Below are 26,002 nucleotides of genomic sequence, written 5' to 3'. Positions count from 1 at the left end.
GCCACCATGGGGCGAGCCTCGAAGATCGGGGCCCACATCGGGCTATTGCGGGCAGGTCAACAGACTGCCCGAGTCGCGAGCAGCTTACGGGCCCCGATCTCTCGCCCCATGGCAGCTCCAGCCCAAAGCCTCTACGCGTCGACCGCGATACCGTGCGCGCCATGGATGAACCTCGCATCAAAGTCATGGCCGCAGGTGCGGAAACCACGATCGCAGGCAACGCCGCAGGGCTCCGTGCGCTCGCCGAGCGGCTGGAGAGCCTGGCGAGTCCGGATCTTGCGGACGGGTATCACATGCACCTCGATGCGGGGATCGACCTCGAAGATGGCTCCGGCAGCCTCATCCTCGAACGGGATGACAAGATCTGATCCTGGGGTCGTCGCTGGGCCGTCCGAGGTTGCCAGACGACGACGGTCACCCACTGTGTCATCGCAGGTCACAAGCGGAGCCGATCGACGCCTGTAGAACAATCGGGCTTGGGTGTAACTATCGTTCGATCACGGCTCAAAGCGGCGGGTTCTCCGGAGTCCTTGCTATACAGCAGTGAAGTACAGCAACCACCACGGCCGCAGCCAACCGCCAGCGCCACTGGGCAGCCACCCGATGACTGCAGCAGACCTCGACGACCGTCGCGCCCATAGTTCGCATCGAGGGGCGCGCGCATGCACTCGATGTTGGTGTCAGTCCCGCCATACACAATGCCGTCCATGAGCACTCGCTACGAAGTCGTCCTCTCCTGCTACTTGAGCGACGACACCCCTGAATGGGTAATGGCCGCACTGCGATGGCATCTGGGCATGGACGCCGACTTTCCCGATGGTCTCGACGACCAAGACGGACAGCTGTACCCACTGCTGGTCCCCGACAGCTACGCCAACCGCCGTCTGCCCGGTGGAGACGCCGTGTCCCTGCACCGCGAGGTGCAAGAGTTCACGAACCATGGGGAGCTGTATGAATGGGAACTTTTCGCACGCAATCATTGGGTTGACGACTCGATGCTCTACCTTCGGAGCCTGTTGGACCTGCTCGCCCCGCACATCGCGCGGCCCGGCTACGGGGGCCACTTCCGCGACATCCACGACACCGACGTGACAATCTTCGACTTCCGAGACGGAGCGTACGAGCCCATCGAGATATGGGGAGTCGACCCGCTTTGACAGGGCAGTGAGGGGTTCGCGCGCGCCTCACCGGACGGGAATCAGTGGGGAACCACGGGGACGGCCGTTTTGAGACGAAGAGCGGTCGTGCCACATCCCTGCCAGAACGAGCGGGGTCCCACGGGGAATAGAGGTGCACCAGGGTACGTGCTGCCGGACTCCGCCCAGGGCATGGAACCCCAGGTCAGGACAAGGGCCGTCCCACCTCGCTCCTAAAGCGGTGTTGCTGGACGCAGCGTCCAGGTACGTTCGGCTCGGGAGGTGCCGCTGTGGGAGATGTGACGCTGGCTGGCCGGCCTTACTACGTTGTAGGGGTCACAGACATACTGCTCGACCGCTGGAGCGTCGAGTTCGAGGGCATCGGCCCGGAGGGACTGCTCATCGTCGTGTCGAGGCTGTTTGACGCACCAGTCGGACAGTGGGAGGTTGCGGCGACGGGGGAGCGCACGGACGAACTGACGAACGCAGCCGTCGCGTACGCACAGGGCTGGTTGTCCGACAACGAGTAACCGGGCTTGACCCGTGCCCGATGCGTGCCCGATCGGGCGGTGAACCGCGGTCAATCGAGGTCATCGACAAGTGCCGATGCGGCGGTTCAGGCAGCCCGTTGGGGCCGGTCAGGGGAGATCGGTGCCTCTCGAAACCGGTGATTCCCAAGCTCAGAGCGCGGGTTCGATTCGCCCTGCCAGACACGGTGGCACTCCGCCGCCCCGAAGCTGGCTCCCGACTTTTGCGGTGCGGCGCGGACACCTGTCAGGCTCCGCCCATGGATCCGATGCGGCTGTTTGAGTTTTCCCCTGGCGAGTACTCGCTGTCGCTGGACACCGGAGCCGCGACTGTCCGCGACGTAGTCGATGAGCTCGGTCACGAACCCAACGGATACTTCTGGGAAGGCGTAGCTCGGCGGCTCGTCAGTACTGAGGCGCCGGCGCTCGAAGGGCGTTTCGACTACGACTCGGAGGCAGGCATGTTCTGCGCCAACGGTACGGATTCCGGCGCACTTGAAGAGTTGGGCATTCGGATGAGTGCCGTGGCCACTGACGGTAACCGGGCACGGCAGTTGATCGCGTTGGCGGAAGCAGACGGCTTCGAGTTCGACGACTGACGACGGCAACGCCGACGGCAACGACAGCGGACGGTCACAAAGCTCAGCATCCTGCCGCAGCGGCGATCGGTGCCGGCAGACCGGCCGGCATCTTCTGGGCACTCGCTCCGCCCGCCGTATCGGCTGACATCACCAGATGACATCAACGCCAACGCATCACTGCGGAGCGGGGCGACCGAAGACTGACGAGAGGCCGCCCGCGCAGGCGCCTTCCGCCAGTCCGTGAGGAGCCTGGCGCGAGCTCACAAGGCAGATGTCGGCGGTTCGAAACCGTCCACGCCCACCAGTCTGAACTGGTGGGAAGCGTAAGAAGGCCCAGGTCACTCGCTATTCGGCGGCCTGGGCCTTTCGCTTGTGGCACGGTCGGCCTACGGTCGGAAACTCTTGGAATACGGCGCCCTACGCCGTGGCGTCTCCCAAATCTCTCCCAGATGATCAAGCGGTTTACCCAGGTCAGCAGTGGAGTTGGAGAGCCTCGTCTCCCAGCAGGCGGGGGCGGATCCCCCTCGCCGCCGACCGCTTCCGGGAGTAGCGTGCGCGACAGAGCCCCCGAATAGGGGGTTGCGGGGGGTTGCGCTTCGATCTGGCGTACGTCGGGCGAGTCGGGAACCTACCCCGCCCCGTACTGACGTTGTGAAGGCACCGGCCCCCTCCGAATCGCGCGGAGGGGGCCGGGCTCGCGACCGGGCAACCGGTGAACGGGGCCACCAGTTCTGGGTGCCCGGTGCGTCTAGGGTCCCCGTTAGTCTTCAGCGGGAGGTCGGGCGCCGGCAGGCTGGCGAGCGTCTGCACGGCCTCGCCGACGAGGTCCAGGTGCGGGGAGCCGGGCGCATAGCTGGCGTGAGGGCCGTCGATCTCCTCGAAGCACAGCAGATCCCACCCGCCATGCAGCACGTGCCACAGCATCGCGGGTGCCAGCGGCCGCACATACGGATTGATGGAGGCCTCACGTTCCTGCGTCCACACCCGGGGATGATCGACCCGCATGCCCTTCACGAACACGATGGCGCCGACGTCGTTGTAGATGCGGGCGGCGATCTCACTGTTCAGGCCGGTGGAAACAGTGACGGCCTTGAGGACGGGTCCGGCGAGCGTCTCGATGATGCCGAGGGCGTCGGCCGGGATCTCGGTGAATCGCTGCGTCGGCATAGGCAGGAGCTTTCCAGACGGGAACGGCCCGAGGGGGCGACGGCATGAGCCGCAGCCCCCTCGGCCTGAGACGGCTTACTGGTAGGGGTTGTCGTTGCCGCAGCCCGGCAGGGTGCCGGCGAGGAGGGCGTCGACGTCGTCGACCAGGACGACGGCGTCCAGGTCCGGGGCTGTCCGGGTCGGCGACAGCCCGACGAGTACCGGCGCGGCCGGGGCCGTGGGGCGCTCGGCGAGAGCGAGGGCAGGGGTCATGGAGTAGTACCTCCGTGTTGGCAGTAGTTCTGCAGTGGTGCCTTCGCCTCCTGGAAGACGCGTGCCATCGGCCGGCAGACCCGACAGGTGGCGGACAGCGTGCAGCCGCTGCATCCTCCGGTGCGAAGCATGAGGGACTCGGCGATGCCGCCGAGTCGGGCGAGACCTTCCACGCCCTCGGCGAGGAGGTCGATGGACGGGTCACGGCCGACCTTGCAGATCGAGGCGCGCCCGTGCGGGTCGACGTGGAAGAAGGTCACGCCGGCGGGGCAGCCGGTGAAGGGCTCCCACTGGGTGAGGTGTTCGGGCGACTGGGTCGGCAGCGTCTCGCCCGTGCCGTAGATCGTGGGCGAGATGTTCGCGTACTCGCGGTACGGGATGCCGAGCTCGTCCGCCCACGCGCGCATGGCGTCCTGCTCGTGCGCGTTGCGGCGGGTGATGATCAGGCTGAAATCGAGATTCAGCCGGGCGTCCACGACCCGGGCCAGGCCCTCGGTGAAGCGGTCGAAGGCGCCGCGCCTCCTGGTGAGACCGTCGTACGTCTCGGCGGTCGCGCCGTACACGCTCAGGGACAACTTCGTCGGCGGGTACTTGGCCAGCAGGTTGAAGATGCGGTCGCTGCGCAGGGGCGAGCCGTTGGACAGGATCTCGACCTGCATGCCGAGCTCGTGGGCGCGCTCGTACACGAACGGGAAGTGCGGGTCGATGAGCGGCTCACCGCCGGTGATCTGTAGCCAGATCACACCCGCGTCCCGCAGGGTGAGGAGCAGCCGCTCCTTGCCCGCCAGGTCCACTCCCTCGAACTTCTTCTCGCCGAGGTAGCAGTGTTCGCAGTCGAAGTCGCAGCCCAAGTTGATCTCGTGCGTGGCGCGGCTGAATTCGTACGGGCTCGGGTCCCGCACGAGGACCGTGCCGGCCGCGGGGTGGCCCGCCAGGTCGATACCCCAGGAGCGGCGACGGGATCGACGAGCCACGACGGGACCGCCTCGGCGGCCTGGACCGCGCTCTGCAGGTCGGCGAACTTGGCCGCGCCGAGCTTGACGGCCTTCGGGCTGCCAGGGTGCAGGAGGAGGTGGGCGTCCCCGACAGGGGCAGCGATCAGTGCGTGCATGGGGTGCTCTCCGGGTTCGTCGAGGGTCGGAGCGAGTTGGCGGGTCACGTGCTGGCCATCTCGCGCGGCCGCCACGCGGTGCAGACCTCGGCGCCGTGGCTGGCGAGCCACCGCTCGAAGTCGGGGGTCTCGGTGGCCTCGCCTGCGCAGAGCCCAAGCATCGTGGGGTATTTGGTCAGGAAGACCTCGGCGTGGCCCGCGGCGATGGCGGCCCGGGCCAAATGGAACTGGGGCCGTTCGGCCTCGTTCGCGGCGAGGCCGTTGCGGTCGGCGTACTCGCCGACGACTTCCCAGCCGCGTTGCTGGGCGTAGTCGCGGAGTTCGACCCTGACGCGGTGGACGTCCCCGTACTGCGTAGTGCAGACGTAGATCAAAGCCCGACGCGACTCCCCCGTGCGGCCGGTCATCGCGGCCGCTTCCCGAATGCCGCGAACGCACCCGGACCGGAATGTCTACGCTGTGCCATGGCTACCTGCTTCCGCGTCAGGTGGTCCGCCCCGGGGCCGTGTGAGGCGGCCGCCGGGGACTGATCGCTTTACCATCCGCGCGCAGCGCGTTCTTCGCTTCCCGCCGACGGGTACCCATCGTGGGGATACGCTTACTTCGGGTTACAAACGCCAAGCGCACGGGGCCATTTCATGAGCGATTACGTACCGCCGACCGTGCTGCCTCGGGATCTCCTGGAACGACCCGAGATGCAAGCCGCCCTCAGCCAGCACGACTTCGGTACGGTCTTCCTCCTGGCGCGCAGGGAGGCCGGCATCAGCTACTCGCGGATCGCCGCGGCCTGCGACATCAAACCGGAGAGGGTCGGGACCTTGGCGCGTGGCCGCGGTCGCATCACGACGTTCGAGAAGATCGCGCTCATCGCCGACGTGTTCCGCATCCCCGGGCGCATGGTGGGCCTGGCCCCACGCGCATGGGAGGCCGCCGAGGACGCGGCCGAGAACATCAAGCGCCGGGACTTCCTGGTGAAGGCCTCGGCCGTGGCCGGCGCCGGACTCGCTGCCGGGCTCCCGGAGCCGGTCCACCTCACAGCCGGGCGCCGCGTCGGCGCCGACGCTCCCGAGCAGCTACGCCGGCGGACCGCACGCCTGCGGGGCTTGGACGAGATCCTCGGCGGCGGGGACACCTACCGGGTCTACCTCGACGAGTACCAGCGGACGCGCGCAACGGTCCGGCACACCGTGTGCACCGAGGCCGTCCGGCGCGACCTGCTCTCCGTCCTCGCCGAGCAGGCACAGCAGGCCGGATGGGCGGCATTCGACGGCGACCGCCACGCCGAGGCGCGCGGCCTGTACGAGGCCAGCCACAGGGCGGCGGGGGAAGCCGGTGACGCGGGCCTGGCGGGCAACGCACTGGCCTTCCTGGCGTACCAGGCCCTCGGCAACGACCGCCAGGCGGCCATCGAGATCGCCGCCCGGTCGTGCGCGACCGCCGGACCGGACGCCGCGCCGGGTGTGCGTGCTCTCCTCTTCGAGCGGCTCGCCTGAGCCTACGCGGTCGCGGGCAACGCGTCCCTCGCGAGGAGTTCGCTGGAGACCGCGCGCGCCGCCCTCGACGAGGTCTCCGGTCCGCAGCCGGATTGGTCGGCGTGGGTCGACAGCACCGAGCTCGCCATCATGACCGGCCGGTGCTGGACCGAGCTCCGCCGGCCGCTGCGCGCCGTGCCCGTCCTGGAGAAGGCGCTCGAGGCGTACGACGACCGGCACGCCCGGGACAAGGCGCTGTACTTGTCGTGGCTCGCGGACTCCTACCTTGCCGCCGGTGAGGTCGAGCAGGCGGCCGCGGTGACTGGCCGCGCCCTCGATCTGTCCGCCGGGGTGGCGTCGGTCCGGCCGCGGCAGCGCCTCGAGCCTGTCCTGCAGCAGCTCGACGGCCACCGGACGCTGCCCGTGGTCGCCGAGGTGCTGGACAAGGCGCTCGCCTGACCTACTCGCCGGGGCGCGGCGTGGTGCTGTCGCTGATCCAGCGCAGGCAGCCATCCGAGCCGGCGACGATCGCGGTCGCCGAGACCTGGGGGTTGCCCCAGGGATGGTGTTTCAACAGGTGGGCTTCCAGGGCGGGGTAACGCTCCGCCGAGGTCGTCATGAGGAGCTTCCACTCCTCGCCCGTCCCGAACTGGCCGTCGTGCCAGAACGCGGAGATCACCGGGCCGATGATCTGGGCGCCGGCCGCCAACCGTTCTCCCACTGCTGACCGAGCCAGCGCCACGGCCTGCTCGCGGGTCTCCGTTGCTGTCGATACTTCGAGGTGGTCAGCCATGCCGGGGAGCGTATCCGCCCGGCCAGGTTGCACCCCCGACGTCCTTGAGGCGCCCGCGAACAGGCTCGCGCTTCATGCGCCCGAGCAAGTGCGGATCCACGTGAGCTGGTTGAGATCAGGTAGCCTGCGCGTGCTTACGCGTGGCCCTCGTAGGCGATGCTGCAGTGCTCAGCGAGGCCCTTGACAAAACAGAGTTGGATGAAGACCGGGGTGCCCTCCGTCAGATCCCCGGTGTTCCAGGCGCTGAAGTAGGTGGCGCTGTGGCCACGTGTGGTGGCGACACGTCCCGTCGACGGGTCGACCATGCGCGCCTCGATGCCGTACCCGTCGCCAAGCACGTCCACCACCCGAAACGCGTCGCCGGGGTAGTTGCTCACGGGGTCAGCGTTCCACGTCATGGCGCCCGCGTAGGTGCCGCCGTAGTAGGCGCCGATACTGAAGAACCCTCCCCCGTCGTCGTGCTTTGAGAAGGTGAAGTCGGCTGCCGCCGCGTTGCCCGCTCCAAGCGTGAGAGAGGTGCCGCCAACGAGGGCACCAGCCGCCAGAAACGTTATGACGCGGTTCCTCAGATTCGTCTTCATAGAGTTTGCCTCACGTTTGTTCCAGTGTCGTTTACTTGATCGAGGATCATGGGCCCCTGAACGGGTGCGGTCAACCTCTCGGTGAGCGTCTGGCTGGAAGTGACGCCTCACCCTTGTGCCCGATTCGGTGCCTACCTGGCTCTCCCGTGGACCCAGAACACGATTGCGGCCGGTCGTCGCCAAGGCCTCTCCGCGGCCTGCGCCAGCGGCGCATCAGGGCCGGAGAAGTCACTCGCGCCGCGCACGGACCGTGGGTCAGAAGCGCGAGTCGGGGCGGGCCGGGCTGGGCGGATGACTCACATCCCATACCGGAGCGGCATCAGAAGGGGCCGTGGGATGCTCCACTGCGGCGATTGCCCACCCCGGGCGGCGGCCCAGGAACTCAGATGTCCGTCTTGGGGGTTGGGCCCCCTCCCACTAAAGTCGAACATATGAGCGAGTTGCCGCCGGATTTGGAGCGCCTGCAGGTGCTCCGTACCTACCTGCGCTTGCAGCTTGCCGCGGTGGACGCCAAGATCGCCAGGGTCCAGCGCGGCCCCGCGCGGCGCCCGGAATCCGGGCCTGCGCCACGCCCTGCGCGCCGCCCTGTGGACCGCTCCGGCACTCTCGCGCAGCCGCACCGACCGCACCGCGGCCGCGAGCCCCTCCGGGACGCCGAGCGCCAGGGGCCTGCGCTGGCGCCTGCAGAGCGTCCCGGACCCGAGCGGCGCGGGATATGGCCGCGGCGTGCTGCACCGCGGCGACTGCGAGGTTCCAGGCGACGGGTGGCTGGGCCGGCAGGAGATAGAGGTCGCCCGCGGCATGGAGGACGTTACGCCCTGGCAGCGGTGCCGCCCGGACCGTAGGTAGCAAACAGCCCCGCCGCACGGGGGGGGATGTACGGCGGGGCCTGGGGATCCGTCGCACAGGGGGGGCGAGCGCGGCGCGATCCGATCTCGACCATACCGATCGTTTGTCGGTCAGGGGCAATAGGCCTGCTCAAGGATCTCGGCGATCCGGACATCGGCGCCGCGCCGGAGGTCGGGGAGGACGCCGTCGACGGTGAAGCCGAAGTACGCCTGCGCGTCGGCGAGGGAGACCTCGTAGTCCAGGGCGCTCGAGATGGCCGTCCGTCGCAGGACAGGCAGCGGGACGAACAGGACGCCGGCGTCCGTGCACACACCGTGAATGCGCTGGACGAGGCGGTACTCGGTCATGTCGGGGAAGAGCCGCTCGCCCGGGCCGACGCCGGCGGCCTCCGCCTGAGCGGCGACCGCGCGGCCCGCGGCAGGGGCGATAGCGATGCGCCGCTCATGGAAGCGGTGGACGACGGTGAGCTGCTGCTCGGCCGGGTCGTCGAGGACCAGGTCGAGGATTTCGCGGCCGCGCAGGCCCACGCGCAGCGCGAGCTCGGCTAGCGCGGTCTCCTCGACGCCGTCGGCCGAGTCGAGGACGGCGCACGCCTGCTCCGGTGTGAGGACGTCGTCGTCGGTCGTCGTCTCGAGCATCGGCGCTCCCTGATCACTGGGTCTGATGCCGACGGTACGGGCGGGTACTGACAATGCGGGTGAAAATACGGAAAGACCCCCCCCCACCGCCCGAGGGCGGTGGGGGGCGGGTGCGGGAGGGTTCGCACTACTCGGGCGGCCGGTCGCGCTCCTTGCGCTGAGCGTCGGTGACCATGCGCGTGAAGCCGCTGATGAGCACGGCCATGACGAGGAGGATCGTGCTGCGGACGGCGCGGAGGATGTCGGCGAGGAGCCCCTCGGGCCAGATGGTGATGAGGATCGTGTAGAGGCCGAGGACGCCGAGGACGGCGACGAGGGTCATGATGTGGCGGCCTGTCGCGGTCGAACGCCAGGGCGCCCGCAGGTGGTAGATCGCGACGAAGCGGGCCGCGGCCAGCGTGGCGCAGCCGTGCCGGGCGTCATGCAGCCGGATCACGCGAAGACCGGCGCTGCCGGCGACGCGCGTGAACGAGCGGTACAGGTTCCGCGGCTCGACGATCCCGGAGGAGGAAGCGAAACTCTTCCATCCGGCATTCCGACGTCATGGCGAAGTTCCTGGCCTGCTGCGTGGTCCGCTGGGCGGTGATGTCGGCGAGGTGGACGCACCGGGTGCCGCGGTGGCCCCAGCTGCTGTTTTCCCGGGCCAATCGCAGGGTGAGCCGCTTGACGGCCGGGGTGATGGATGGGCGGCCGGGGCGACGGCGCTGGGCGAAGGTCCATCTCCGTTTGACCAGTTGCCGGTGTCGGCGCAGCAGTGCGGTCGGGGTGACCGCGAAGTCTTCGCGCCATCGCCCGCGTGGGACCAACCGCGACAGCACTGCCCGCCGGATCCCGTCGACACGGTGACGGAGGTGGGGTTGCCGTTCACGGTCGCGGTGAACGTACCGGCGGCGTAGGTGTGGCTGGTCTGCCCGCTCCCGGTGGCGTCCAGGGCGACGTTGACCGTGGGGCTGCCGTCCCCGAAGTCCACCACCGCTGTCCCGTTCGGAGTGCCCCCGGAAATGCTGAACGTCACCGGTTGCCCGCACGTCGGCGACGTGGGTGAGGTCGTCACCGTCAATGGCGAAATCTCCGTCACGTTCGCCGAATTGGCGTTGGTGACGTAGACGTTGCTGTTCTGCGCCGCCGCCACGTAGAACGGGAACGCGCCGACGGGGACGGTGGTCAGGACGGTGTTCGTGGCACTGTCGATCACCGTCACGTTGTTCGAATTCGAGTTGCCGACGTAGACCTTGCCGGTCGGCGCCACCGCTATTCCGAACGGGCCCCCGCCGGTGGCGACGGTGGCCAGGACGGTGTTCGTGGCACTGTCGATCACCGTCACGTTGTTCGAGACGGTGTTGGTGACGTAGACGTTGCCGTTCGGCGCCACCGCGAGCACCCCCGGGACCGTGCCGGCAGGGACGGTGGCCAGGACGGTGTTCGTGGCACTGTCGATCACCGTCACGTTGTTCGAGGTCTGGTTGGCGATGTAGACGTTGCCGTTGGGCGCCACCGCCGCCGCGCCCGGGAACCCGCCGGAGGGGAGGGTGGTCAGGACGGTGTTCGTGGCGCTGTCGATCACCGTTACGGTGCCCGCGTTTCGGTTGGCGACGTAGACCCTGCCGTTGGGCGCCACCGCCACCGCGTCCGGGACCGCGCCGACGGGGACGGTGGCCAGGACCGTGTTATTGGTACTGTCGATCACCGTCACGTTGTTCGAGGTCGAGTTGGCGACGTAGACCCTGCCGTTGGGCGCCACCGCCAACGCGAACGGGCCCCCGCCGACGGGGACGGTGGCCAGGACCGTGTTATTGGTACTGTCGATCACTGTTACGTTGTTCGAGCTTTGGTTGGTGACGTAGACGTTGCCATTCGCCGCCACCGCCACCATGGCCGGGCTCGAGCCGACGGGGACGGTGGCCAGGACGGTGTTCGTGGTGCTGTTGATCACCGTCATGTTGTTCGAATTGGCGTTGCCGACGTAGACGTTGCCGTTCGGCGCCACCGCCACCGCCAGCGGGGTCGTGCCCGCCGGGATCGTCACCGTGGAGAACGCCGCGCTCAACGGCGCGGCCACACGCCCCTGCACAGCGGGCACCTCAGATCCGCGCGCGGGGTTCAAGCGATGGTGGAGCAGGTCTTTGTGTGTTGCTGCGGAGGCGTGAGGAGCAGCAGTGGGTAGGAGGGCGAGGGAAAGCGCTGCCAGGATGACGCTCAACCGGGTGAGCCACTGGTGCCGTGCGCTACGGTGTAAATCTGCGAAGACGCCGCCGGATATGAGCTCAGGGCGGATGAGGGACATTGTTCCTCCAGGCCGGTCGGCTCTTGGGAGCCGTCATGATGAATTGCGACGGCTGAGCAGTAAAGAGCGCCCCGCCTGCCGTCAATGCACATCCTTTGGGCCGCCACGGTGCTCTGCCAGCCGGAATGCTCTGAACGTGACCGCTTCCCGGGATTTCTCTCATGAGCTCAGGACGGAACGCTTCCGCCTGGCACAAAGCAGGCAGCGCCCGCCCGCGACCTGCCATCATGCCGGGGTGAGCACAGACATATTCTTCTTCCTCGCTGCCGATGACGAGACTGCCGCCAAGACCCGACTCAAAGGTCCCGGGCCGGCATTCACATCGCTGGCCTGCCATGACTTCTGTGCAGACGACGCCGTCGTCGAGTGGGAGATGTATTTCGACGCACCGTCTCCGGACCTTCCACCTCAGCACGAGCTCAACAAGAGGGACTGGCCCCGCTACGTCGCGCCCGTACTCAACGATGGGATCGGGGTGTTCGCTGTCTCGGCAATGCTCGCCAGCGCACTCGCCGACGCCGCCCCCCGCACCGCCGGCCCGGGGACCGCCTCGGGCCCGGCAGAGTGAGTCGTCCCGGGCGGTAAGAAATCAGGCCCGGCCGTACATCTCCTGGTTGACGGACAGACATCACGGAGGTGCAGTGAAGCGACGACGAACAGCCGTCGGTGACCCCGCCGGGCACCAGGCGCTTGAGGCTCTCTACATGGCTCATGCCGACCGGGTCCTCGGATATCTGCGGCACCGCACGGACCGGGAGACAGCCCAGGAGATCCTTTCGGAGACCTTTGTGCTCGCCTGGCACAAGTCCGGCTCCGTTCCTGATGACGCCCTGCCGTGGCTGCTCGCCTCGGCCCGGCGGCTCCTGGCCAACCGGGTACGGTCCGACCAGCGGTATCTCGCGGCGACCGCGCGCATGGCGGCGTTGGCCGACCGGCCGGGGACTGCGGAGATCGCGGACGCGACAGGGACCCGCTCCGAGGTGGCCGCCGCCCTGCTGGCGCTCTCCGAGCCGGATCGGGAGGCGCTGTTGCTGAGCGCCTGGCACGACCTGACGGCCCGCCAAGCGACCGTGGTCATGGGCTGCACCGCCGCCGCCTTCGCCGTACGCCTGCACCGCGCACGGAAACGCTTCAGGGCCGCACTGACAGACGCTGACCACGCGCATCCCGTCCCCGGCACGCGCCGGCACCCTCACTTCGCCCCGCGGGAGTCAGCATGAGGAAGACCGCCGGCAAGCCCCGGCACGCGCCCGATCTCGCCGCCGTCCGGGCCGTGCGCCCCGACGACGGCACCGACGGCTGGGCGGCGTCCGCCGCGGGCCGGAGCGTGCTGCACGACATTCTGCGACGCACCGAGGAACCGTCCCCCACCGACCGTAGCCGGCGTCGACGCCGCCTGTTCCTGGTGGGCGGGGTCGCGGCCGTACTGTTCGGGGGTGCCACCACGGCAGCCGTCGCGACGCTCGGACCCTGGGGGGAGGACGGGAACAGGTTCATGTGCGCGCGCACGTTGACGGTCGAGGCAGACCTCAGTGAACCGCCCTCTGAGGTGACGAAGGACTTCGATCCGCATGACCCCACTCGTTCCTGCGCGGCGGGCTGGGGTCAGATGTGGCAGGGCAGGCCGCAGCCGGCCCGGTTCGCAGCGTGCTACCTCCCGATCCCGCAGCCCGATCGCGGCACGTCCTCCGGCTCCACACGGCATGGGGGTTTCGGCGCGCCGGTCGTCTATCCGGCGGACGGCTACCCCACGGACCAGGCGGCTTGCGCGGCCATCGGCTCCAAACCCGTCGCGAGCGGTTGAGGACGAGCAGGACGCCGCGTCGTCAGCCGGACACCGGATCGGCGAGTTCGTGCGGCCGGCGGCCGGTGCCGTCACCGAGGCGGCCTCCCGTACACCGCCCGCGAGCACCGCGCACGTGAACGCGATCGCCGGGGCCTTCCTGCCCCAGGAGGCGAACACGATCACCGGTTCGAGGAACATCGAGTGGATGGCGGAGACGGCGAACGCCGCACACGCCCAGCCGCCGATGACCGGCCGGCGTACGGTCGCCCAGTGGCGCCACCACAGGCCGGAGGCCACCGCCGCGGTGACGGCCATCACGGCGGCGCCGAACCGGGCCAGATCGGCATCGGTCGCGCTGTCCGGGTCCAGAGGGGTCGTACCCATCGCGTGCACGCTCAGCGCGAACGCCGTCCAGCCGAGGGCGCCGCGACCAGCAGGGAAGCCAGTGCCGCTCCGCGTCGCCGGTGCCAACTCGGCCCGGAATGCGCCGGATTCGTACGCATGACTCATCCTAGAGGTCGGCCGGCGGCTCGTGCGCCGGCGGGCACGGGCGGGCGGTTCGACGGAGGGTCCGGAACGGATCGAGCCGTCATCGGCTCCGGGAGCCCAGGGGAGCACCCGGGCGTCGTGGCAGTGCTCTCTTCCCCGCCCGGGCGGGGGCGGACCACCCCGTCCGCGCCGTTTCCGGCCCGTGGAAGGCCCACCGGGGCCGCCGCCGCAGGACCGGAGTGCGCGCGGCGGTGGGCTGCTCTAGTGTCGGACAAAGGAGGGGTGGTCCTGCCGAGCAGGCGCGTACGGGGGCCTGGGTCCACGGTCCTGCACCGCTCGTCACCGCTGCTCGGCGCCTCGGAATCCCCGACCAGCCCCGGAGAGCAGGTGCCTCCCATGCGTATGTCGGTCCGTTACGCCGGTGTCCTCACCGGTCTGACCCTCGCACTCGGCGGCGGCGCTTTCGCCGTCCCCACCGCCCACGCGGACATCCCGGCCTGCACGAACATGGTCCAGCAAACGGGCGTCGAGATCTCGGACGCCGTCAGAATGGCGTGCACCCAGGGTGTGCACGGTGACCTGCGGGGCTGCGTGAACGCCCTGACCGGGGCCGGCGTGCCGGGCGGTGCCGCGACCGGTGCCTGCCGAGCCGCGGCCAACCCGCCGTGACGGTCTCCGCCGGCCTAGGCACCGCGTCCGTCACGCCGCGGAGCGGCCGACCGCCTCACACCTCTACGTGCACGCGGACAGGCTCGGGGACCTGGCCCGGGCCCGGAAGCTCGCCGCGCACATCGGCAGCGAGGTGCTGGGCGAGCCGCAAACCGGATGGTGACGGGGCGTGATCGGCGGCACCTGGGTTGTCGAGCACTGGGGGACCGCTGTGCCGTGGAGGGATGTCAGCGACGCCCGCGGCCACCTCCATCGGCTGTCGGCTGTCCGCCGATAATGCGTTGTAGGCCTCAGCCGGGCCACGAGATCATCCGCACATGGAAGAGCCTGCCGAAATTCTCCGTGCCGACCAGGTCGAACTGCGCCGGTGGCACGACACCGATCTCGACGCCCTGCACCAGGCGACCGAGGAATCCCTGGACCACCTCGTGCCGTGGATGCCCTGGGCGGCCGACCACGGCAGACGGCAGACCGCCGAATTCCTGACCCGGACCCACGACGAGTGGGAGCACGGGCAAGCCTTCGGCTATGCGATCATCTCGGGTGCCGCGGTGATCGGCAGTTGTGGGCTCCATCGCCGCATCGGTGCGGGCGGCCTGGACATCGGCTACTGGATCCACCCTCGTTGGACGGGGCAAGGGCTCGCCACGGCGGCCGCGGCAGCTCTTGTCCACGAGGGCTTCCGGCTGGCGGACATCGACCGCATCGAGATCCATCACGATGCGGCGAACCGGGCCAGTGGAGCCGTCGCCCTCCGCCTGGGTTTCACCGAGGTCGAGCGCATCCACGTGCCCGAAGGGCCTTCCGCTCCCGGCGAAGTGGGGGTCGATGTCATCTGGCGGATGACGGCGGACGCCCAGCACGGCGGACGTCGAGGCCGGAACTGACCCGGCGCTCTCCGGCCGGTGGGCGCCAACCGCCCTCCTGTGGGCTGCACTTGCCGTTGCTCGTCAACCTGCTCGCAAAACCGGTGCTGCGGGTACCCGCATCGCCGGAGTGGCCTGCTGGGTGCGCGGCCTCAGCTCACCAGGGCGTTGATCGCTCCGGCGGCCAGGAGCCAGACGAGGCAGGCGGCCAGGACGACACCGGTCATGGCGAGCGCCTTGAGCGGTGCCGGGAAGCGCTTCCTGGCGATGGTGGTGTTCGCGGCGACGCCGAGGCAGGCGATGCCCGCGCCCAGGGCTCCGCCGATGAACAGACCCAGCGGCAGCACCGACAGCACCCACTGCCACCATGTGAGCCCACGGAACCTGGCCCAAGGATCCGGCTTGCCGAGATCCGGTGCGGCACCTTTGACCCGCTGCATGTGAAGACCCCTCCCCTACTCTTCGAGGGCCGGCAGTTTGCCATGGGCATATGTCGCCCCCGGAGGCCGGGGCCCGAGCGGCAGCTTGACGACAGACGGCCTTACCGGGCGGATGGGCCGCCCCGTGCGCGGGCCGCCACGGGACGCGTGGCGCGCCCGGACCGGGGCAGCCGGGAAGACGCGGGGAAAGACAGCCGCGAGGACAGGTCAAAGCGAGTGCCAAGCCCGTGGGAGTGAGGCCGGATACCGACTAGGGTGTCCGGTTATTGCTGGTGGGGAGCCGGCGAACGGTTGTGTGTGGGACAACGATGTCCCGGGGGAGGACCTTTACCGCCATGAATCGTCGTTCCAGCGGGTTGGCCGGGATCTGGGCCGAGGCGCAGCGCCAGCAGCAGCGGCAGCGGCAGGCGCAGCTGCGCTCGCAGGTGCAGCGTGAGAGGGATGCGGAGCGGCAGCAGCGCGCCTACGAGCGCGACATGGCGCGTGGTCATCGCGAACAGCAGGCCGCGTACCGGCGGCATCGGGAGGCGGACGCACGCCGGCGTACCGAGGAACTGGACGCGCAGGTGGCGTCCCTGGGGGCGCTGCTGGCCGCAGGCTGCCGGGCCCCGGCATTCCGTTCGGCCTCGCTCACCCGGCCGGAGCAGGTCGAGGCGTTCGCCCCCGGTCAGCTGGCCCTTCCCCTCCCGATGCCGGACCCGAACCAGTACCAGGCGCAGGGCGGTTGGGGTCTGGGGGCGCATCGGCGCGCCCAGGCGCAGGACGAGGCGCGGGCACGGTTCGAGCGCGACTGGCACGCCGCCCAGGCCGCCGAAGCCGAACGGCAGCGGCAACTGGGCGCGTACCGGCAGCAGTACGACCAGTGGGCGGGCGCCCGACTGGCGGAGATACGCCGTCACAACGCCGCGATGGCGGAGATGACCACGGCACTGCGCAACGCGAATCCCGAAGCGGTCGTGGATTTCTTCTCCGCGGCGCTGTACGCGTCCTCGGCGTGGCCCGAGTCGATGCCGCGGCAGCTGACCGCCGCCTACGACCCGTCCGGGCGGCAGCTGGTGGTGAACTGGGAACTGCCGAAGTACGACATCGTCCCGGAGGCGAAGTCGGTGCGCTACGTGCCGTCCGCCGACCAGGACAAGGAGACGGGCCGCCCGGTCGCCCAGCGGCGGGCGCTGTACCGCGACGTGCTGGCGCAGTGCGTGCTGCTGGTGCTGCGCGACCTCTTCGCGGCCGATGAGTTCGGGGCCCTCGAATCGGTGGCGCTGAACGGCTTCGTGGACGACCACGATCCGGCGACCGGCCGGCGCGCCGAGATCGTCCTGGCGACCGTGATGGCCGCGCGCCCGGCCTTCACCGCGCTGAACCTGGAGCAGGTGAACGCGGTGGACTGCCTCGTGGACGGCCTCCGCGGGCAGCTCTCCGCGCGTCCCGACCAGCGCGCCGCGGTCAGGCCGGGCCGGCTGCCCGGCGATGTCGGCGGGAACGTCGTCACGCACGGAGGGGACGACGAGCCGGACCTGTACACCATGGATCCGATCGCCTTCGAGTCGCTGGTCGCGGACCTGTTCCGGGCCATGGGGATGCGCGCGGTGACGACACAGCGCTCGAACGACGGCGGTGTCGACGTCGAGGCCGACGACCCCACCCCCATACGGGGAGGGAAGATCGTCGTACAGGTGAAGCGCTACCGGAACACGGTGCCGCCGACCGCCGTCCGTGATCTGTACGGCACCGTGCAGGACGCCGGCGCCAACAAGGGCGTGCTCGTGACCACCTCCGGGTTCGGCCCGGGTTCCCGTACGTTCGCGAACGGCAAGCCGCTGGAGCTGGTGTCCGGAAGCGAACTGGTCGATCTGCTGCACCGCCACGGGCTCCGCGGCAGGCTGGGCGACGGCGGGTCGGCCCCGCAGCCGGCGCCGGATCCGGCGCCCGCGGTGCCGGCCGTGGAACAGCCCGTCGAGCACAACGTGTTGGGCATGTCGTGGTCGGGCGGTGTCGCCCTGGACATCTGCGCGCTCGTCTGCCGGGGATCCCGGGTGCTGAGCGACGACCACTTCGTCTTCTACAACAACCCCCGGACCCCGGAGGGATCGGTCCGCTCGGCCGTCGACGCCGCCCCCGACAAGGCGGCGATCCGTGTCGCCTTCGACGCGCTGCCGGAGCCGGCGGACCGGCTCGTCCTGGTCGCGGCGGTGGATCCCGTCGTCAACCCCCAGGCGGACCTGTCCGGTTTCACCGATGCGGGCATCCGGCTCCTGGACTCCTCGGGAGCCGAACTCGACCGCCTGGAGGTGTCCGACGGACGCCCCGGGGAGACCGCGCTGGTCCTCGGCTCGTTCCGGCGCCGCGCCGCCGGCGACTGGGACTTCGTCATCGGCGGCAAGGGCTACACCGGTGGCCTGGAGGCCCTGGTCCAGGAGTACGGCATCGAGGTGGCCTAGCCGCGGTGGTGTCCGCAGGGCCCGCACCGGCCCCCGACAGGTGATGGCAAGTCAATTGAGGCCCGGCGCCGGCGCGTTCGTTCGTCCTTCACTTTCCCTTCGCCCCCGGTTGCCCCGCGACGCACATCCTTGCGCGGATGCGGCCGGGGTCCTGGGGAGGCGGTCCCGGATTTCGCGTGGGCACGGGGACCGTGCTCCGGAACGAAGAGGGCGGACGATGGCACGGTCGAACCGGGCGGCAGCACCGAGCAGTTCCTCGCGGACATGGGTTCGGCACGGGCTGAGGGGCACGGTGGCCACGGCGACCGCGGTGTTCGTCGTCGCGCTCAACGGCGCCTCGCCCGCCCAGGCGGACACCGGCGCACCGATCTCCGGTGCCGGTTCGACGTGGGCGCGGAACCCGATCGAACAGTGGGGGGCCTCGGTCCAGAGGTACGGCTACGGCACGGTCCGCTACAGCGGGACCGGTTCCATCGACGGACGGAGCCAGTTCCGCTCCGGCAGCGTGGACTTCGCCGCCTCGGAGCTGCCGTACGGACTGGACGAGGACGGATTCACCGATCCGCCGCCCACCAGGCCGTTCGCCTATGTTCCCGTCGTGGCGGGCGGTATCGGCCTTGCCTACAAGGTGACGGTCAACCACAGGCGCGTCACCGATCTGCGGCTCTCCGGCGCGACCGTGGCGGGGATCTTCACCCGGACCATCACCCGGTGGAACGATCCGAGGATCCAGGCGGACAACCCGAGAACCAGGTTGCCGGACACCGCGATCATCCCGGTCGTCCGAGCCGACAACAACGCCACCACGGCCGGACTGACCCAGTGGCTGTCGGCCGCACAACCGGCGGTGTGGGGTGCCTACTGCTCGGCGGCCGGGCGGGGCCCGGGATGCGGCACGACCGCGACCTTCCCGACGGTGCCGGGGGACGCATCCGTGGCCGGCTCATTCGGCGTGACCGGCTACGTCGGCAACAGCGGCCCCGACGGTGCCATCACCTACGTCGAGTCGGGCTACGCGCCGGCGGCGGGGATTCCCCTGGCCAGTCTGCTGAACACCTCGGGCTACTACACGAAGCCCGACGGCGGCGCCGTGGCGATCGGGCTCTCCACGGCCCCGGTCGGCCCCTCCGGCCTCGTCGACGTCACCGCCGCGTACACCTCCCCTGACCCGCGGACCTACCCGCTTCCGCTCGTCGGTCACCTGATCGTCCCGACGACGACGGCCGCCGGATTCACCACCGCGAAGGGACAGACGCTCGGCTCCTTCGCCTCCTATGCCCTGTACCACCGGGGCGGGGCAGGGGGCCTGGACAGCGCTCCCCTGCCGCCCCATCTGGTGGGGGCCGGTCTCGGTGCGGTGCACCGCATTCCGGGTGCCTCGCTCAGCGAGGTCGACACGTCGGACTGCGTCGCCGCGTCCGCCGGGGAACTCCAGAACGCTCCCCAGCCGCGGGCGTGCGACCGGGTGGGCGGCCCGCCGTGCGACAGCGGTACGCCGGGCAGGCGGATGGCGACGGTCACGACGACGCTGGAGCCCGGTGCGCTGGTGATCTCCGTCGCGGGCAGTCCGCACGTGGAGTTGCCGACTCCGGTGCTCGACCCGTCGGGCGAGTACCTGCACACCTCCGGGCAGATGACCCCGGTCACCGTCACCGACACCCGCCCCGGCAACATCGGCTGGACCGCCACCGCCCAGGCCGGCGACTTCACGGACCCGGCCGGCAACACCATCGACGCGAGCCACCTCACCTGGGCCCCCACCGTCGTCCACCGCGGCAGCACCCGGACCGTCACACCGGGCACCCCCATCACCCCCGGCGACGGCACCGGACTCAAGGACATCCGGACGCTGGCCACCGGCACCGGCCCCGGCACCACGGACGTCGGCGCCGGACTCGACCTCGACGCACCCACCTCCACCCCGCCCGGCACCTACACCGCGGTCCTCACCCTGACCGTCATCTGACGCCCGTCCGCAGCACCGTCCGCGCGCGTCCTAGGAGGGATCAGGACGGGAGAGCACCGAGCGGAGTTGTCTGCGAGAGCTGACTCCGAGCTTGGCGAACACGTTGCCGAGGTGCCATTCCACGGTGCGCGGGCTGATGAACAACTGGGCGGCGATCTCGCTGTTGGTGTGTCCGTCCCTGGCCAGCCCGGCGACCTGGGACTCCTGGCTGGTGAGTTCGGTGGCGGTGCCGACGGCCCGCTTCCGTACGGTCTCCCCTGTCGCCAGAAGCTCCCGGCGGGCGCGTTCGGCAAAGCTCTGAGCACCGATCCGGCTGAACGTCTCGTGCGCGGAGCGCAGTTGGGTGCGGCCCTCCTGGCGGCGGTTCTGGCGGCGCAGCCATTCGCCGTACAACAGACGGGCGCGGGCCAGATGGACGGCGATCCGGCAGTGCGCGAGGCGCTCGGTCGCCTCCCGGTAGAGCGCGTCGGCGGCCCGGTCGTCGCTCAGCAGCGCGCGTGAGCAGGCCTCCACGCCGAGCGCCCACTCGGTGCCGCCGGCACGGGTGCGTTGCGAGAGCTTGTCCAGCGCCGACGCGGCGGCCTCCGGTCGCCCGCTGCGGGCGGCGGCCTCGATCAGTTCGAACAGGGCCCACCCGAAGAATCCCGGGTCCTCGTACCGGCAGACGTGCGTCGCCGCGGCGAGGGCGGCCTCGTAGTGGCCGAGGCCGTTGTCGAGAACCGCGGTGGCGTACTCGGTCAGGCTGAGCGCGCGTCCCTCGCCGCGGGCGGCCACCTCTTCCGCGGTGACCCGGATGAGGTCCCGTGCCGGGGACTCGTGGCCGCGCCAGGCGGCGAGCAGCAGTGAGGTGTACATCATGGGCACGCCACCCACCGCCTCCGAGATCGTCGTCGCCTCGTCGATCAGGGCCGCCGCGGTGTCGAACTCGCCGGTGAACACGTGGAAGCACGCCTGGTACGTCAGCGCCATCGGGAGGACGGCGAGCGCCCCCGCCTCGCGGGCGATGCCCACGGTCCCGGTGGCCAGCTCCTGCCACGCGTCGTCGTCCCACAGTTCCGGCGCGAGGGGCTCCGGTGTCACCCGGCACGCCAGCCACAACCAGCGTCTGTCCGGATCCGCGGCGCCGGCCCCCTGCTCCTGCCGAACGGCGTGCAGCGTACGGCGGACAGCCTCGGCGTCGGCGGTGCGCCCCTCCATGATCAGGCCGGCCATGCTGTCCAGGAGGACGTCGACCACCCGCGGCGGGGACGACGGCGGCGGTACCGCGCGGGCCGCCTCGGCCACCTCGCGCAGCCCGGGTCCCGCGCTCAGCCGGCCCGCGAACATGGCCGCACCGAACGCCTCCAGCAAGGTGTCACGAGCCAGGGCGGTGTCGAGCGGCGCGAGCCGTTCTGCGGCGGCGAGCAGCAGCCCGGGTGCGTCGCCGCCCCGTACCTGCGAGAAAACCAGCCGGGCCCGCAGCCGCTCCAGCCGGGCGCGCTGCAGGTCGTCGAGCGGACACGCCTCCGTGACCGCCAGCAGGTCGTGGGCCTGGTCGGCACCGCCGGCGTCGATGGCGGCCTGGGCGGCGACAAGCGCGCGGGCGCCACGGCGGGCGGGATCCGGAGTCAGCTCCGCCGCCCGCCGGAGGAACGAGGCGGCCGCGGCGGCTCCGCCCCTCCCCTGGGCGCGGTCCGCCGAGCGCTCCAGGTCGACGGCGACGCTCTCTTCGGGCCGGGCGGCCGCGTACGCGCGGTGCCACGCCCTGCGATCGGGATCGAGAAGCGGATCGGTGGCCTCGGCCAGGGCCCGGTGCACCGCCCGGCGATCGGGCACGGGCGCCTTCCGGTAGACGGCCGAACGCACCAGGGGGTGGTGGAACCGCACCCTGGCGCCCAACACCACCAGTCCCGCGGTCTCGGCGGGGGCGGCGGCGTCCGCCGGTATCCCCTGCAGAGCGGCCGCGCGCCACAGCAGGCCCACGTCGCCGGTCGGCTCCGCCGCAGCGGTCAGCAGAAGCCTCCGGCTGTCCTGCGGCAGGGAACGGACCCGCTGGTGGAGGGCGCTCTCGATGCAACTCGCCACGGGTCGCCAATCGGGAAGCCAGAATCCGCCCGCCAGCTCGGCGGGAGCGAGTGCGCTGGGCCATTGCAGCAGGGCCATGGGGTTGCCGTGCGCCTCGGCGACGATCCGGTCCCGTACCAGCGGGTCCAGCGGCACGTTCACGACCGAGGCGAGCAGGGCCCGTGCCTCGCGCTCGCTGAGACCCCCGACGAACTGCTCCGGCAGACCGGCCAGGGCGCGGTCGCCGTCGGGCTCCCGCACGGCGAAGACCAGGGCGATCGATTCGGCCTTCAGCCGCCTGGCGACGAATGCCAGGGCCTGCCTGGACGCGTCGTCCAGCCACTGCGCGTCGTCGACGAGGCAGAGCAGCGGCCGGTCCTCGGCGGCCCGGGCCAGGAGGTCGAGTACGGCCAGGCCCACCAGGAACCGGTGCGGCGCCGCCCCCTTCCGCTCCCCCTCGCCCTCCCGCAGACCGAGCGCCACGGACAAGGCGTCCCGCTGCGGTCCGGGCAGCTCGCGAAGCCGGTCCAGCACGGGGGCGCAGAACTGGTGGAGGCTCGCGAACGGGAGCTCCATCTCCGACTCGACGCCTGCCACCCCGACGGTACGGAACCCGGCGGCCCGCCGCGCGGCATGGTCCAGCAAGGCGGTCTTGCCGATCCCCGCCTCGCCGCGCAGCACCAGGACGGCGCTGCTACCCGCCCCTGCCGTGGTCAGCGCTCGCTCCAGTGCGGCCAGCTCCGGGCCCCGGCCGTGCAGTGCGACCTGCGTATCGATGACGGGTGCGGCCATGGATCGACTTCCTGATCCGCTCCTGGTGCCTGGTACGGCCGATGCGGCCGGCCGGGCGGACCCGTGCAGGCTCGCCCGATACGCACATTTTATTCCCCTTGTGCAATTCGTCCGCTGTCGGGGCCGGGGGCCCTCCTGCTCCCGGGGATCCGGCCCCGGGGCAGACCCCGGGGTTTCCCCTGGGGCGACACGCACCGGCCCGCTCCATCGTGGACAGGTCGGCGGCATCGAGCCGCCGACGACTACAAGGAGAAACACATGCCTGTGACCCCCGAGACGGCGATCCGCCCGTTCACGTTCGAGTTCCCCGACGCGGCACTCGAGGACCTGCGCGCGCGGATCGTGGCGACGCGCTGGCCCGAGAGGGAAACCGTCGCAGATCAGTCGCAGGGCACGCAGCTCTCGACGATTCAGGAGCTCGCACGCTACTGGGCCTCCGATTACGACTGGCGCAAGGTCGAGGCGAAGCTGAAGGCCGTGCCGCATTTCATCACCGAGATCGACGGGCTGGACGTCCACTTCCTCCACATCCGCTCCCGGCACGAGAACGCCCTGCCGCTGATCGTCACGCACGGGTGGCCCGGCTCGATCATCGAGCAGCTGAAGATCATCGATCCGCTGACGAACCCCACCGCGCACGGCGGGGACGCGTCGGACGCCTTCCATGTGGTGATCCCGTCGATGCCCGGCTACGGCTTCTCGGGCAAGCCGACCGCGAAGGGCTGGGGTCCTGAGCGCATCGCGAGCGCCTGGGGTGAGCTGATGAAGCGCCTGGGCTACACCAAGTACGCCGCGCAGGGCGGCGACTGGGGCGCGGTCGTCACGGACCTCATGGGCGTGCAGGAGCCCGAGGGCCTGGTCGGTATCCACACCAACATGCCCAAGGTGATCCCGCCGGCCATCGAGGCCGCGATCATCGCCGGCAACCCGCTGCCGGCGGACGTCGTTCTCGCCAACGACGAGGAGAAGGCGGCCGTCGGGCAACTGGACTTCGTGTACCGGCACGTCTACTACGCCTACATAATGGGCTCACGCCCGCAGTCGCTGACCGCGCTGGCGGATTCCCCCGTCGGTCTGGCCGCCTTCATGCTCGACCACGACGCCGCCAGCCTGGCGATGATCACCCGGGCCTTCGACGGAGTGACCGAGGGACTGTCCCGGGACGACGTGCTGGACAACATCACGCTGTTCTGGCTGACGAACACCGCGGTCTCCGCGGCCCGTCTCTACGCGGAGAACACGTCACCGTTCTTCGGCGTGAAGGGCGTCAAGCTCCCGGTCGCCGTGAGCGTCTTCCCCGACGAGCTCTACCAGGCGCCCAAGAGCTGGGCCGAGCAGGCCTACCCCAACCTCGTCCACTACAACCGGCTCCCCAAGGGCGGACACTTCGCCGCCTGGGAGCAGCCGGAGCTCTTCGTGAACGAGGTCCGCACCGGCCTGCGATCGCTGCGGTAAGCGACCGGCCCCGCCACACCGGCCCCGCCACAGTGTCGTGGCGGGGCCCGGCGTGCTCGGCGTGCGTGCCGACGGTCAGTTGGCGGTCCACCTCTGGCCGGCGGTGCCATTGCAGGTCCACAGGTGCAGCCTGGTGCCGTTGACGCCCGGGGTGTCCTGGAGGGCGACGCACTTGTCGGCCTGCAGATTGACCAGCCGATGCGCGGAGTCGAACCGGAACTGCTGGGCGCCGGTGCCGTTGCAGTCGGCGAGCTGGATCCCCGCCCCGTCGTCCCGTGAGCCGCCCACGACGTCCAGGCACCGGCCCACGGACCGGATGCTCGTGTCGGGCATGACCTTCCAGGTCTGCTGGGCGCTCCCCGTGCAGTCCCACAGCTGGAGCGGCGAGTTGTTCGGTGTGCTGTTGTCGACGCAGCGGCCGGAGGCGGGGTTGAGGATGGCCCCGTCCGGCACGGTGTCGGACGGCGAGGCGGTCGACGTCGGCTGGTGCGCGGTGCCGCCGAGCCCGCCGGCGCCTCCCGCCTTCTGGATGGTCGGGTCCGGGGACGGGGTGACGCCGCCGCTGTCCTGGGCGTTCGCGCTGTCCCCCGGCGAGTGCCGCGGGCTGTTCGTGGCGGAGGGCGACACCGGGGCGGTCGGACCCGCGGGGGCCGTGGCCTCCCCGGGGGCCTGTTCGCCCGAGGCGACGTCGGTGATGGCGACGGACTCCGCGCCCCGGCTGTCCTCCTGCACGGCGCGCACGGCGAACGGGACGCAGGCGAGGACGCCCACGGTCAGGACCACGCCGATGAGGACGCTCCTGCGCGACCGCGCGCGACGGCCGCCGCGCGCCACGGTGTCCCCGGCCGCGGCCGGGCCCGCCTGCCGGGCCGGTCCCGCGTCAGCGGCGTCACCGGCCTCATCGCCGGCCGGGCGCGGCGCGAACGCGAGCCCCGCCGCGAACCCGTCGGCGAACGTGGACCCGGACTCCCCCGAGGGATCCTTTGGCTCCTCGGGGATCTCCGCGGCCCGCCGGGAGCGCTCCGTCGCGGTCCGGCCGTCCGGCCAGTCCGCGGGCGTCGCACTCGTACTGGCGGCTGCCCGGGCGATAGCGGTCGTCCTCTGCGTCCGGCGGGGCAGCGGCGTGGAGCCTGCGGACCGCGTCGCCCGGGTCTCGTCGGCCGCCGCCGTCCCGTCGTTGGGAGAAGCCGTCATTGCGTCCTTCCAGGATCAGAAGTGGCGAGAAGAAGCCGGCCGCACGGACGGGGATCCACCGCCTCATCCGTCCCGGCCACCCCGCGCCGGCGAACTGGCCGGCCGCGGACGGCCGGGCGGCGTTCGAGGACCCCTCCTGCCCGGGGGACGCGGATACGGCGAGGGACGCCAGCCCGTGCTGCGCCTTGTGCCTTGGAATACGGCGCCTCGGGGAGCGCCACAGGGACCCTAGCACTCGGCGCTCGCTGACACGGTGTGGGAGGGTGTTCGACCACTGAACTCCGTCCCACGACCGGGCCACTGTAGTCTCATCTCCCCGGCGAACAGGCGTGATGCAGGATCAAGAGCGCGCCGGGAGGCGAAGACCGGGGCGGCGCCGGTCCCCGTACCCGATACCACGGTGTGGAGGGGAACGGCCCACGTGTCACACCGTCCTGGCGCCGGCCTCCGTCAACGGGGCGCACGGCAGC

The 26,002-nt window shown here is 70.6% G+C and carries 25 protein-coding genes and 1 pseudogene; 14 read left to right on the top strand and 12 right to left on the bottom strand.

Annotated features, from left to right (window positions below; all coding sequences use genetic code 11):
* Positions 1-161 precede the first annotated feature (161 nt).
* From RV983_RS25335 to RV983_RS25320, 4 genes are all read left to right on the top strand, one after another.
* Positions 162-368, top strand: coding sequence for an Imm32 family immunity protein (locus RV983_RS25335; protein ID WP_319133891.1), 207 nt, complete (start codon positions 162-164; stop codon positions 366-368).
* Between the two features lie 339 nt (positions 369-707).
* On the top strand, positions 708-1,157 hold the full coding sequence (locus tag RV983_RS25330) for a hypothetical protein (RefSeq protein ID WP_475988027.1): 450 nt from the start codon (positions 708-710) through the stop codon (positions 1,155-1,157).
* 269 nt (positions 1,158-1,426) lie between these two features.
* Positions 1,427-1,666 (top strand): hypothetical protein, encoded by a 240-nt coding sequence (locus tag RV983_RS25325; protein ID WP_475988026.1) that lies wholly within the window; start codon positions 1,427-1,429, stop codon positions 1,664-1,666.
* A gap of 257 nt (positions 1,667-1,923) precedes the next feature.
* Positions 1,924-2,262, top strand: a complete 339-nt coding sequence (locus tag RV983_RS25320; protein WP_475988025.1) for an Imm51 family immunity protein — start codon at positions 1,924-1,926, stop codon at positions 2,260-2,262.
* 453 nt (positions 2,263-2,715) lie between these two features.
* Here the strand turns inward: RV983_RS25320 and RV983_RS25315 are convergent, their stop codons facing one another.
* The 4 genes from RV983_RS25315 to RV983_RS25300 all read right to left on the bottom strand — a co-directional run bounded on the left by RV983_RS25315 (position 2,716) and on the right by RV983_RS25300 (position 5,181).
* The gene (locus RV983_RS25315) at positions 2,716-3,411 is read right to left on the bottom strand and encodes a hypothetical protein (protein WP_475988024.1); all 696 of its coding nucleotides are present in this window, start codon (positions 3,409-3,411) and stop codon (positions 2,716-2,718) included.
* 75 nt (positions 3,412-3,486) lie between these two features.
* Positions 3,487-3,663 (bottom strand): hypothetical protein, encoded by a 177-nt coding sequence (locus tag RV983_RS25310; RefSeq protein ID WP_475988023.1) that lies wholly within the window; start codon positions 3,661-3,663, stop codon positions 3,487-3,489.
* Positions 3,660-4,637, bottom strand: a complete 978-nt coding sequence (locus tag RV983_RS25305; RefSeq protein ID WP_475988022.1) for a radical SAM protein — start codon at positions 4,635-4,637, stop codon at positions 3,660-3,662. The genes RV983_RS25310 and RV983_RS25305 overlap by 4 nt, the downstream gene beginning before the upstream one ends.
* 181 nt (positions 4,638-4,818) lie before the next feature.
* Positions 4,819-5,181: a recombinase family protein gene (locus RV983_RS25300; RefSeq protein ID WP_475988021.1), complete on the bottom strand. Its 363-nt coding sequence runs from the start codon at positions 5,179-5,181 to the stop codon at positions 4,819-4,821.
* Positions 5,182-5,412: 231 nt separating this feature from the next.
* Here RV983_RS25300 and RV983_RS25295 point away from each other — a divergent pair, with 231 nt between their 5' ends.
* Complete coding sequence (locus RV983_RS25295) at positions 5,413-6,267, top strand: twin-arginine translocation signal domain-containing protein (protein ID WP_475988020.1); 855 nt, start codon at positions 5,413-5,415, stop codon at positions 6,265-6,267.
* A 129-nt stretch (positions 6,268-6,396) separates the two neighbouring features.
* Positions 6,397-6,705, top strand: a complete 309-nt coding sequence (locus tag RV983_RS25290; protein WP_475988019.1) for a hypothetical protein — start codon at positions 6,397-6,399, stop codon at positions 6,703-6,705.
* 1 nt (position 6,706) lies between these two features.
* Here RV983_RS25290 and cutA read toward each other — a convergent pair whose 3' ends face one another.
* From cutA to RV983_RS25265, 5 genes and pseudogenes are all read right to left on the bottom strand, one after another.
* Positions 6,707-7,039: a divalent-cation tolerance protein CutA gene (gene cutA, locus RV983_RS25285; protein WP_475988018.1), complete on the bottom strand. Its 333-nt coding sequence runs from the start codon at positions 7,037-7,039 to the stop codon at positions 6,707-6,709.
* Between the two features lie 134 nt (positions 7,040-7,173).
* The gene (locus RV983_RS25280) at positions 7,174-7,620 is read right to left on the bottom strand and encodes a hypothetical protein (protein ID WP_475988017.1); all 447 of its coding nucleotides are present in this window, start codon (positions 7,618-7,620) and stop codon (positions 7,174-7,176) included.
* Positions 7,621-8,579: 959 nt separating this feature from the next.
* Positions 8,580-9,107 (bottom strand): hypothetical protein, encoded by a 528-nt coding sequence (locus RV983_RS25275; RefSeq protein WP_475988016.1) that lies wholly within the window; start codon positions 9,105-9,107, stop codon positions 8,580-8,582.
* A gap of 127 nt (positions 9,108-9,234) precedes the next feature.
* A pseudogene (locus RV983_RS25270) lies at positions 9,235-9,603 on the bottom strand (putative phage holin); the annotation flags it as partial.
* A 45-nt stretch (positions 9,604-9,648) separates the two neighbouring features.
* Positions 9,649-11,307: a YVTN family beta-propeller repeat protein gene (locus RV983_RS25265; protein ID WP_475988015.1), complete on the bottom strand. Its 1,659-nt coding sequence runs from the start codon at positions 11,305-11,307 to the stop codon at positions 9,649-9,651.
* A 319-nt stretch (positions 11,308-11,626) separates the two neighbouring features.
* Between RV983_RS25265 and RV983_RS25260 the strand changes: the two genes are divergently transcribed.
* The 5 genes from RV983_RS25260 to RV983_RS25240 all read left to right on the top strand — a co-directional run bounded on the left by RV983_RS25260 (position 11,627) and on the right by RV983_RS25240 (position 15,222).
* Positions 11,627-11,959, top strand: coding sequence for a hypothetical protein (locus RV983_RS25260; RefSeq protein ID WP_475988014.1), 333 nt, complete (start codon positions 11,627-11,629; stop codon positions 11,957-11,959).
* 136 nt (positions 11,960-12,095) lie between these two features.
* A complete protein-coding gene (locus RV983_RS25255; protein ID WP_475988013.1) occupies positions 12,096-12,611 on the top strand; it encodes an RNA polymerase sigma factor in 516 nt (171 codons plus the stop codon).
* Positions 12,608-13,195, top strand: coding sequence for a hypothetical protein (locus RV983_RS25250; protein ID WP_475988012.1), 588 nt, complete (start codon positions 12,608-12,610; stop codon positions 13,193-13,195). The genes RV983_RS25255 and RV983_RS25250 overlap by 4 nt, the downstream gene beginning before the upstream one ends.
* Positions 13,196-14,062: 867 nt before the next feature.
* Positions 14,063-14,335, top strand: coding sequence for a hypothetical protein (locus tag RV983_RS25245; RefSeq protein WP_475988011.1), 273 nt, complete (start codon positions 14,063-14,065; stop codon positions 14,333-14,335).
* A 317-nt stretch (positions 14,336-14,652) separates the two neighbouring features.
* Positions 14,653-15,222, top strand: coding sequence for a GNAT family N-acetyltransferase (locus RV983_RS25240; protein ID WP_475988010.1), 570 nt, complete (start codon positions 14,653-14,655; stop codon positions 15,220-15,222).
* A 131-nt stretch (positions 15,223-15,353) separates the two neighbouring features.
* Here the strand turns inward: RV983_RS25240 and RV983_RS25235 are convergent, their stop codons facing one another.
* The gene (locus tag RV983_RS25235; protein ID WP_475988009.1) at positions 15,354-15,641 is read right to left on the bottom strand and encodes a hypothetical protein; all 288 of its coding nucleotides are present in this window, start codon (positions 15,639-15,641) and stop codon (positions 15,354-15,356) included.
* A gap of 335 nt (positions 15,642-15,976) precedes the next feature.
* Here RV983_RS25235 and RV983_RS25230 point away from each other — a divergent pair, with 335 nt between their 5' ends.
* Entirely contained in the window at positions 15,977-18,082 is a 2,106-nt protein-coding gene (locus tag RV983_RS25230; RefSeq protein ID WP_475988008.1) for a restriction endonuclease, read from the top strand.
* 292 nt (positions 18,083-18,374) lie between these two features.
* Positions 18,375-20,048, top strand: a complete 1,674-nt coding sequence (locus RV983_RS25225) for a substrate-binding domain-containing protein (RefSeq protein WP_475988007.1) — start codon at positions 18,375-18,377, stop codon at positions 20,046-20,048.
* Positions 20,049-20,078: 30 nt separating this feature from the next.
* Here RV983_RS25225 and RV983_RS25220 read toward each other — a convergent pair whose 3' ends face one another.
* On the bottom strand, positions 20,079-22,883 hold the full coding sequence (locus RV983_RS25220) for a helix-turn-helix transcriptional regulator (RefSeq protein ID WP_475988006.1): 2,805 nt from the start codon (positions 22,881-22,883) through the stop codon (positions 20,079-20,081).
* Between the two features lie 258 nt (positions 22,884-23,141).
* Here RV983_RS25220 and RV983_RS25215 point away from each other — a divergent pair, with 258 nt between their 5' ends.
* Complete coding sequence (locus RV983_RS25215; protein ID WP_475988005.1) at positions 23,142-24,338, top strand: epoxide hydrolase family protein; 1,197 nt, start codon at positions 23,142-23,144, stop codon at positions 24,336-24,338.
* 75 nt (positions 24,339-24,413) lie between these two features.
* Here RV983_RS25215 and RV983_RS25210 read toward each other — a convergent pair whose 3' ends face one another.
* The gene (locus RV983_RS25210) at positions 24,414-25,532 is read right to left on the bottom strand and encodes a ricin-type beta-trefoil lectin domain protein (RefSeq protein WP_475988004.1); all 1,119 of its coding nucleotides are present in this window, start codon (positions 25,530-25,532) and stop codon (positions 24,414-24,416) included.
* Between the last annotated feature and the right edge of the window lie 470 nt (positions 25,533-26,002).

Source organism: Streptomyces sp. RLA123 (assembly GCF_056270165.1).
The sequence above is the reverse complement of the archived record's forward strand: the minus strand, read 5'-3'. Positions and strand labels throughout refer to the sequence as shown.

Excerpts from the sequence above, each read along its gene's own strand:
- RV983_RS25240 (WP_475988010.1), top strand. The coding sequence starts at position 14,653 with ATGGAAGAGCCTGCCGAAATTCTCCGTGCCGACCAGGTCGAACTGCGC.
- RV983_RS25215 (WP_475988005.1), top strand. The coding sequence starts at position 23,142 with ATGCCTGTGACCCCCGAGACGGCGATCCGCCCGTTCACGTTCGAGTTC.
- RV983_RS25255 (WP_475988013.1), top strand. The coding sequence starts at position 12,096 with ATGGCTCATGCCGACCGGGTCCTCGGATATCTGCGGCACCGCACGGAC.
- cutA (WP_475988018.1), bottom strand. The coding sequence starts at position 7,039 with ATGGCTGACCACCTCGAAGTATCGACAGCAACGGAGACCCGCGAGCAG.
- RV983_RS25295 (WP_475988020.1), top strand. The coding sequence starts at position 5,413 with ATGAGCGATTACGTACCGCCGACCGTGCTGCCTCGGGATCTCCTGGAA.
- RV983_RS25330 (WP_475988027.1), top strand. The coding sequence starts at position 708 with ATGAGCACTCGCTACGAAGTCGTCCTCTCCTGCTACTTGAGCGACGAC.
- RV983_RS25250 (WP_475988012.1), top strand. The coding sequence starts at position 12,608 with ATGAGGAAGACCGCCGGCAAGCCCCGGCACGCGCCCGATCTCGCCGCC.
- RV983_RS25210 (WP_475988004.1), bottom strand. The coding sequence starts at position 25,532 with ATGACGGCTTCTCCCAACGACGGGACGGCGGCGGCCGACGAGACCCGG.
- RV983_RS25290 (WP_475988019.1), top strand. The coding sequence starts at position 6,397 with ATGACCGGCCGGTGCTGGACCGAGCTCCGCCGGCCGCTGCGCGCCGTG.
- RV983_RS25230 (WP_475988008.1), top strand. The coding sequence starts at position 15,977 with ATGAATCGTCGTTCCAGCGGGTTGGCCGGGATCTGGGCCGAGGCGCAG.
- RV983_RS25275 (WP_475988016.1), bottom strand. The coding sequence starts at position 9,107 with ATGCTCGAGACGACGACCGACGACGACGTCCTCACACCGGAGCAGGCG.
- RV983_RS25315 (WP_475988024.1), bottom strand. The coding sequence starts at position 3,411 with ATGCCGACGCAGCGATTCACCGAGATCCCGGCCGACGCCCTCGGCATC.
- RV983_RS25310 (WP_475988023.1), bottom strand. The coding sequence starts at position 3,663 with ATGACCCCTGCCCTCGCTCTCGCCGAGCGCCCCACGGCCCCGGCCGCG.
- RV983_RS25245 (WP_475988011.1), top strand. The coding sequence starts at position 14,063 with ATGCGTATGTCGGTCCGTTACGCCGGTGTCCTCACCGGTCTGACCCTC.
- RV983_RS25235 (WP_475988009.1), bottom strand. The coding sequence starts at position 15,641 with ATGCAGCGGGTCAAAGGTGCCGCACCGGATCTCGGCAAGCCGGATCCT.
- RV983_RS25335 (WP_319133891.1), top strand. The coding sequence starts at position 162 with ATGGATGAACCTCGCATCAAAGTCATGGCCGCAGGTGCGGAAACCACG.
- RV983_RS25280 (WP_475988017.1), bottom strand. The coding sequence starts at position 7,620 with ATGAAGACGAATCTGAGGAACCGCGTCATAACGTTTCTGGCGGCTGGT.
- RV983_RS25220 (WP_475988006.1), bottom strand. The coding sequence starts at position 22,883 with ATGGCCGCACCCGTCATCGATACGCAGGTCGCACTGCACGGCCGGGGC.
- RV983_RS25300 (WP_475988021.1), bottom strand. The coding sequence starts at position 5,181 with ATGACCGGCCGCACGGGGGAGTCGCGTCGGGCTTTGATCTACGTCTGC.
- RV983_RS25320 (WP_475988025.1), top strand. The coding sequence starts at position 1,924 with ATGGATCCGATGCGGCTGTTTGAGTTTTCCCCTGGCGAGTACTCGCTG.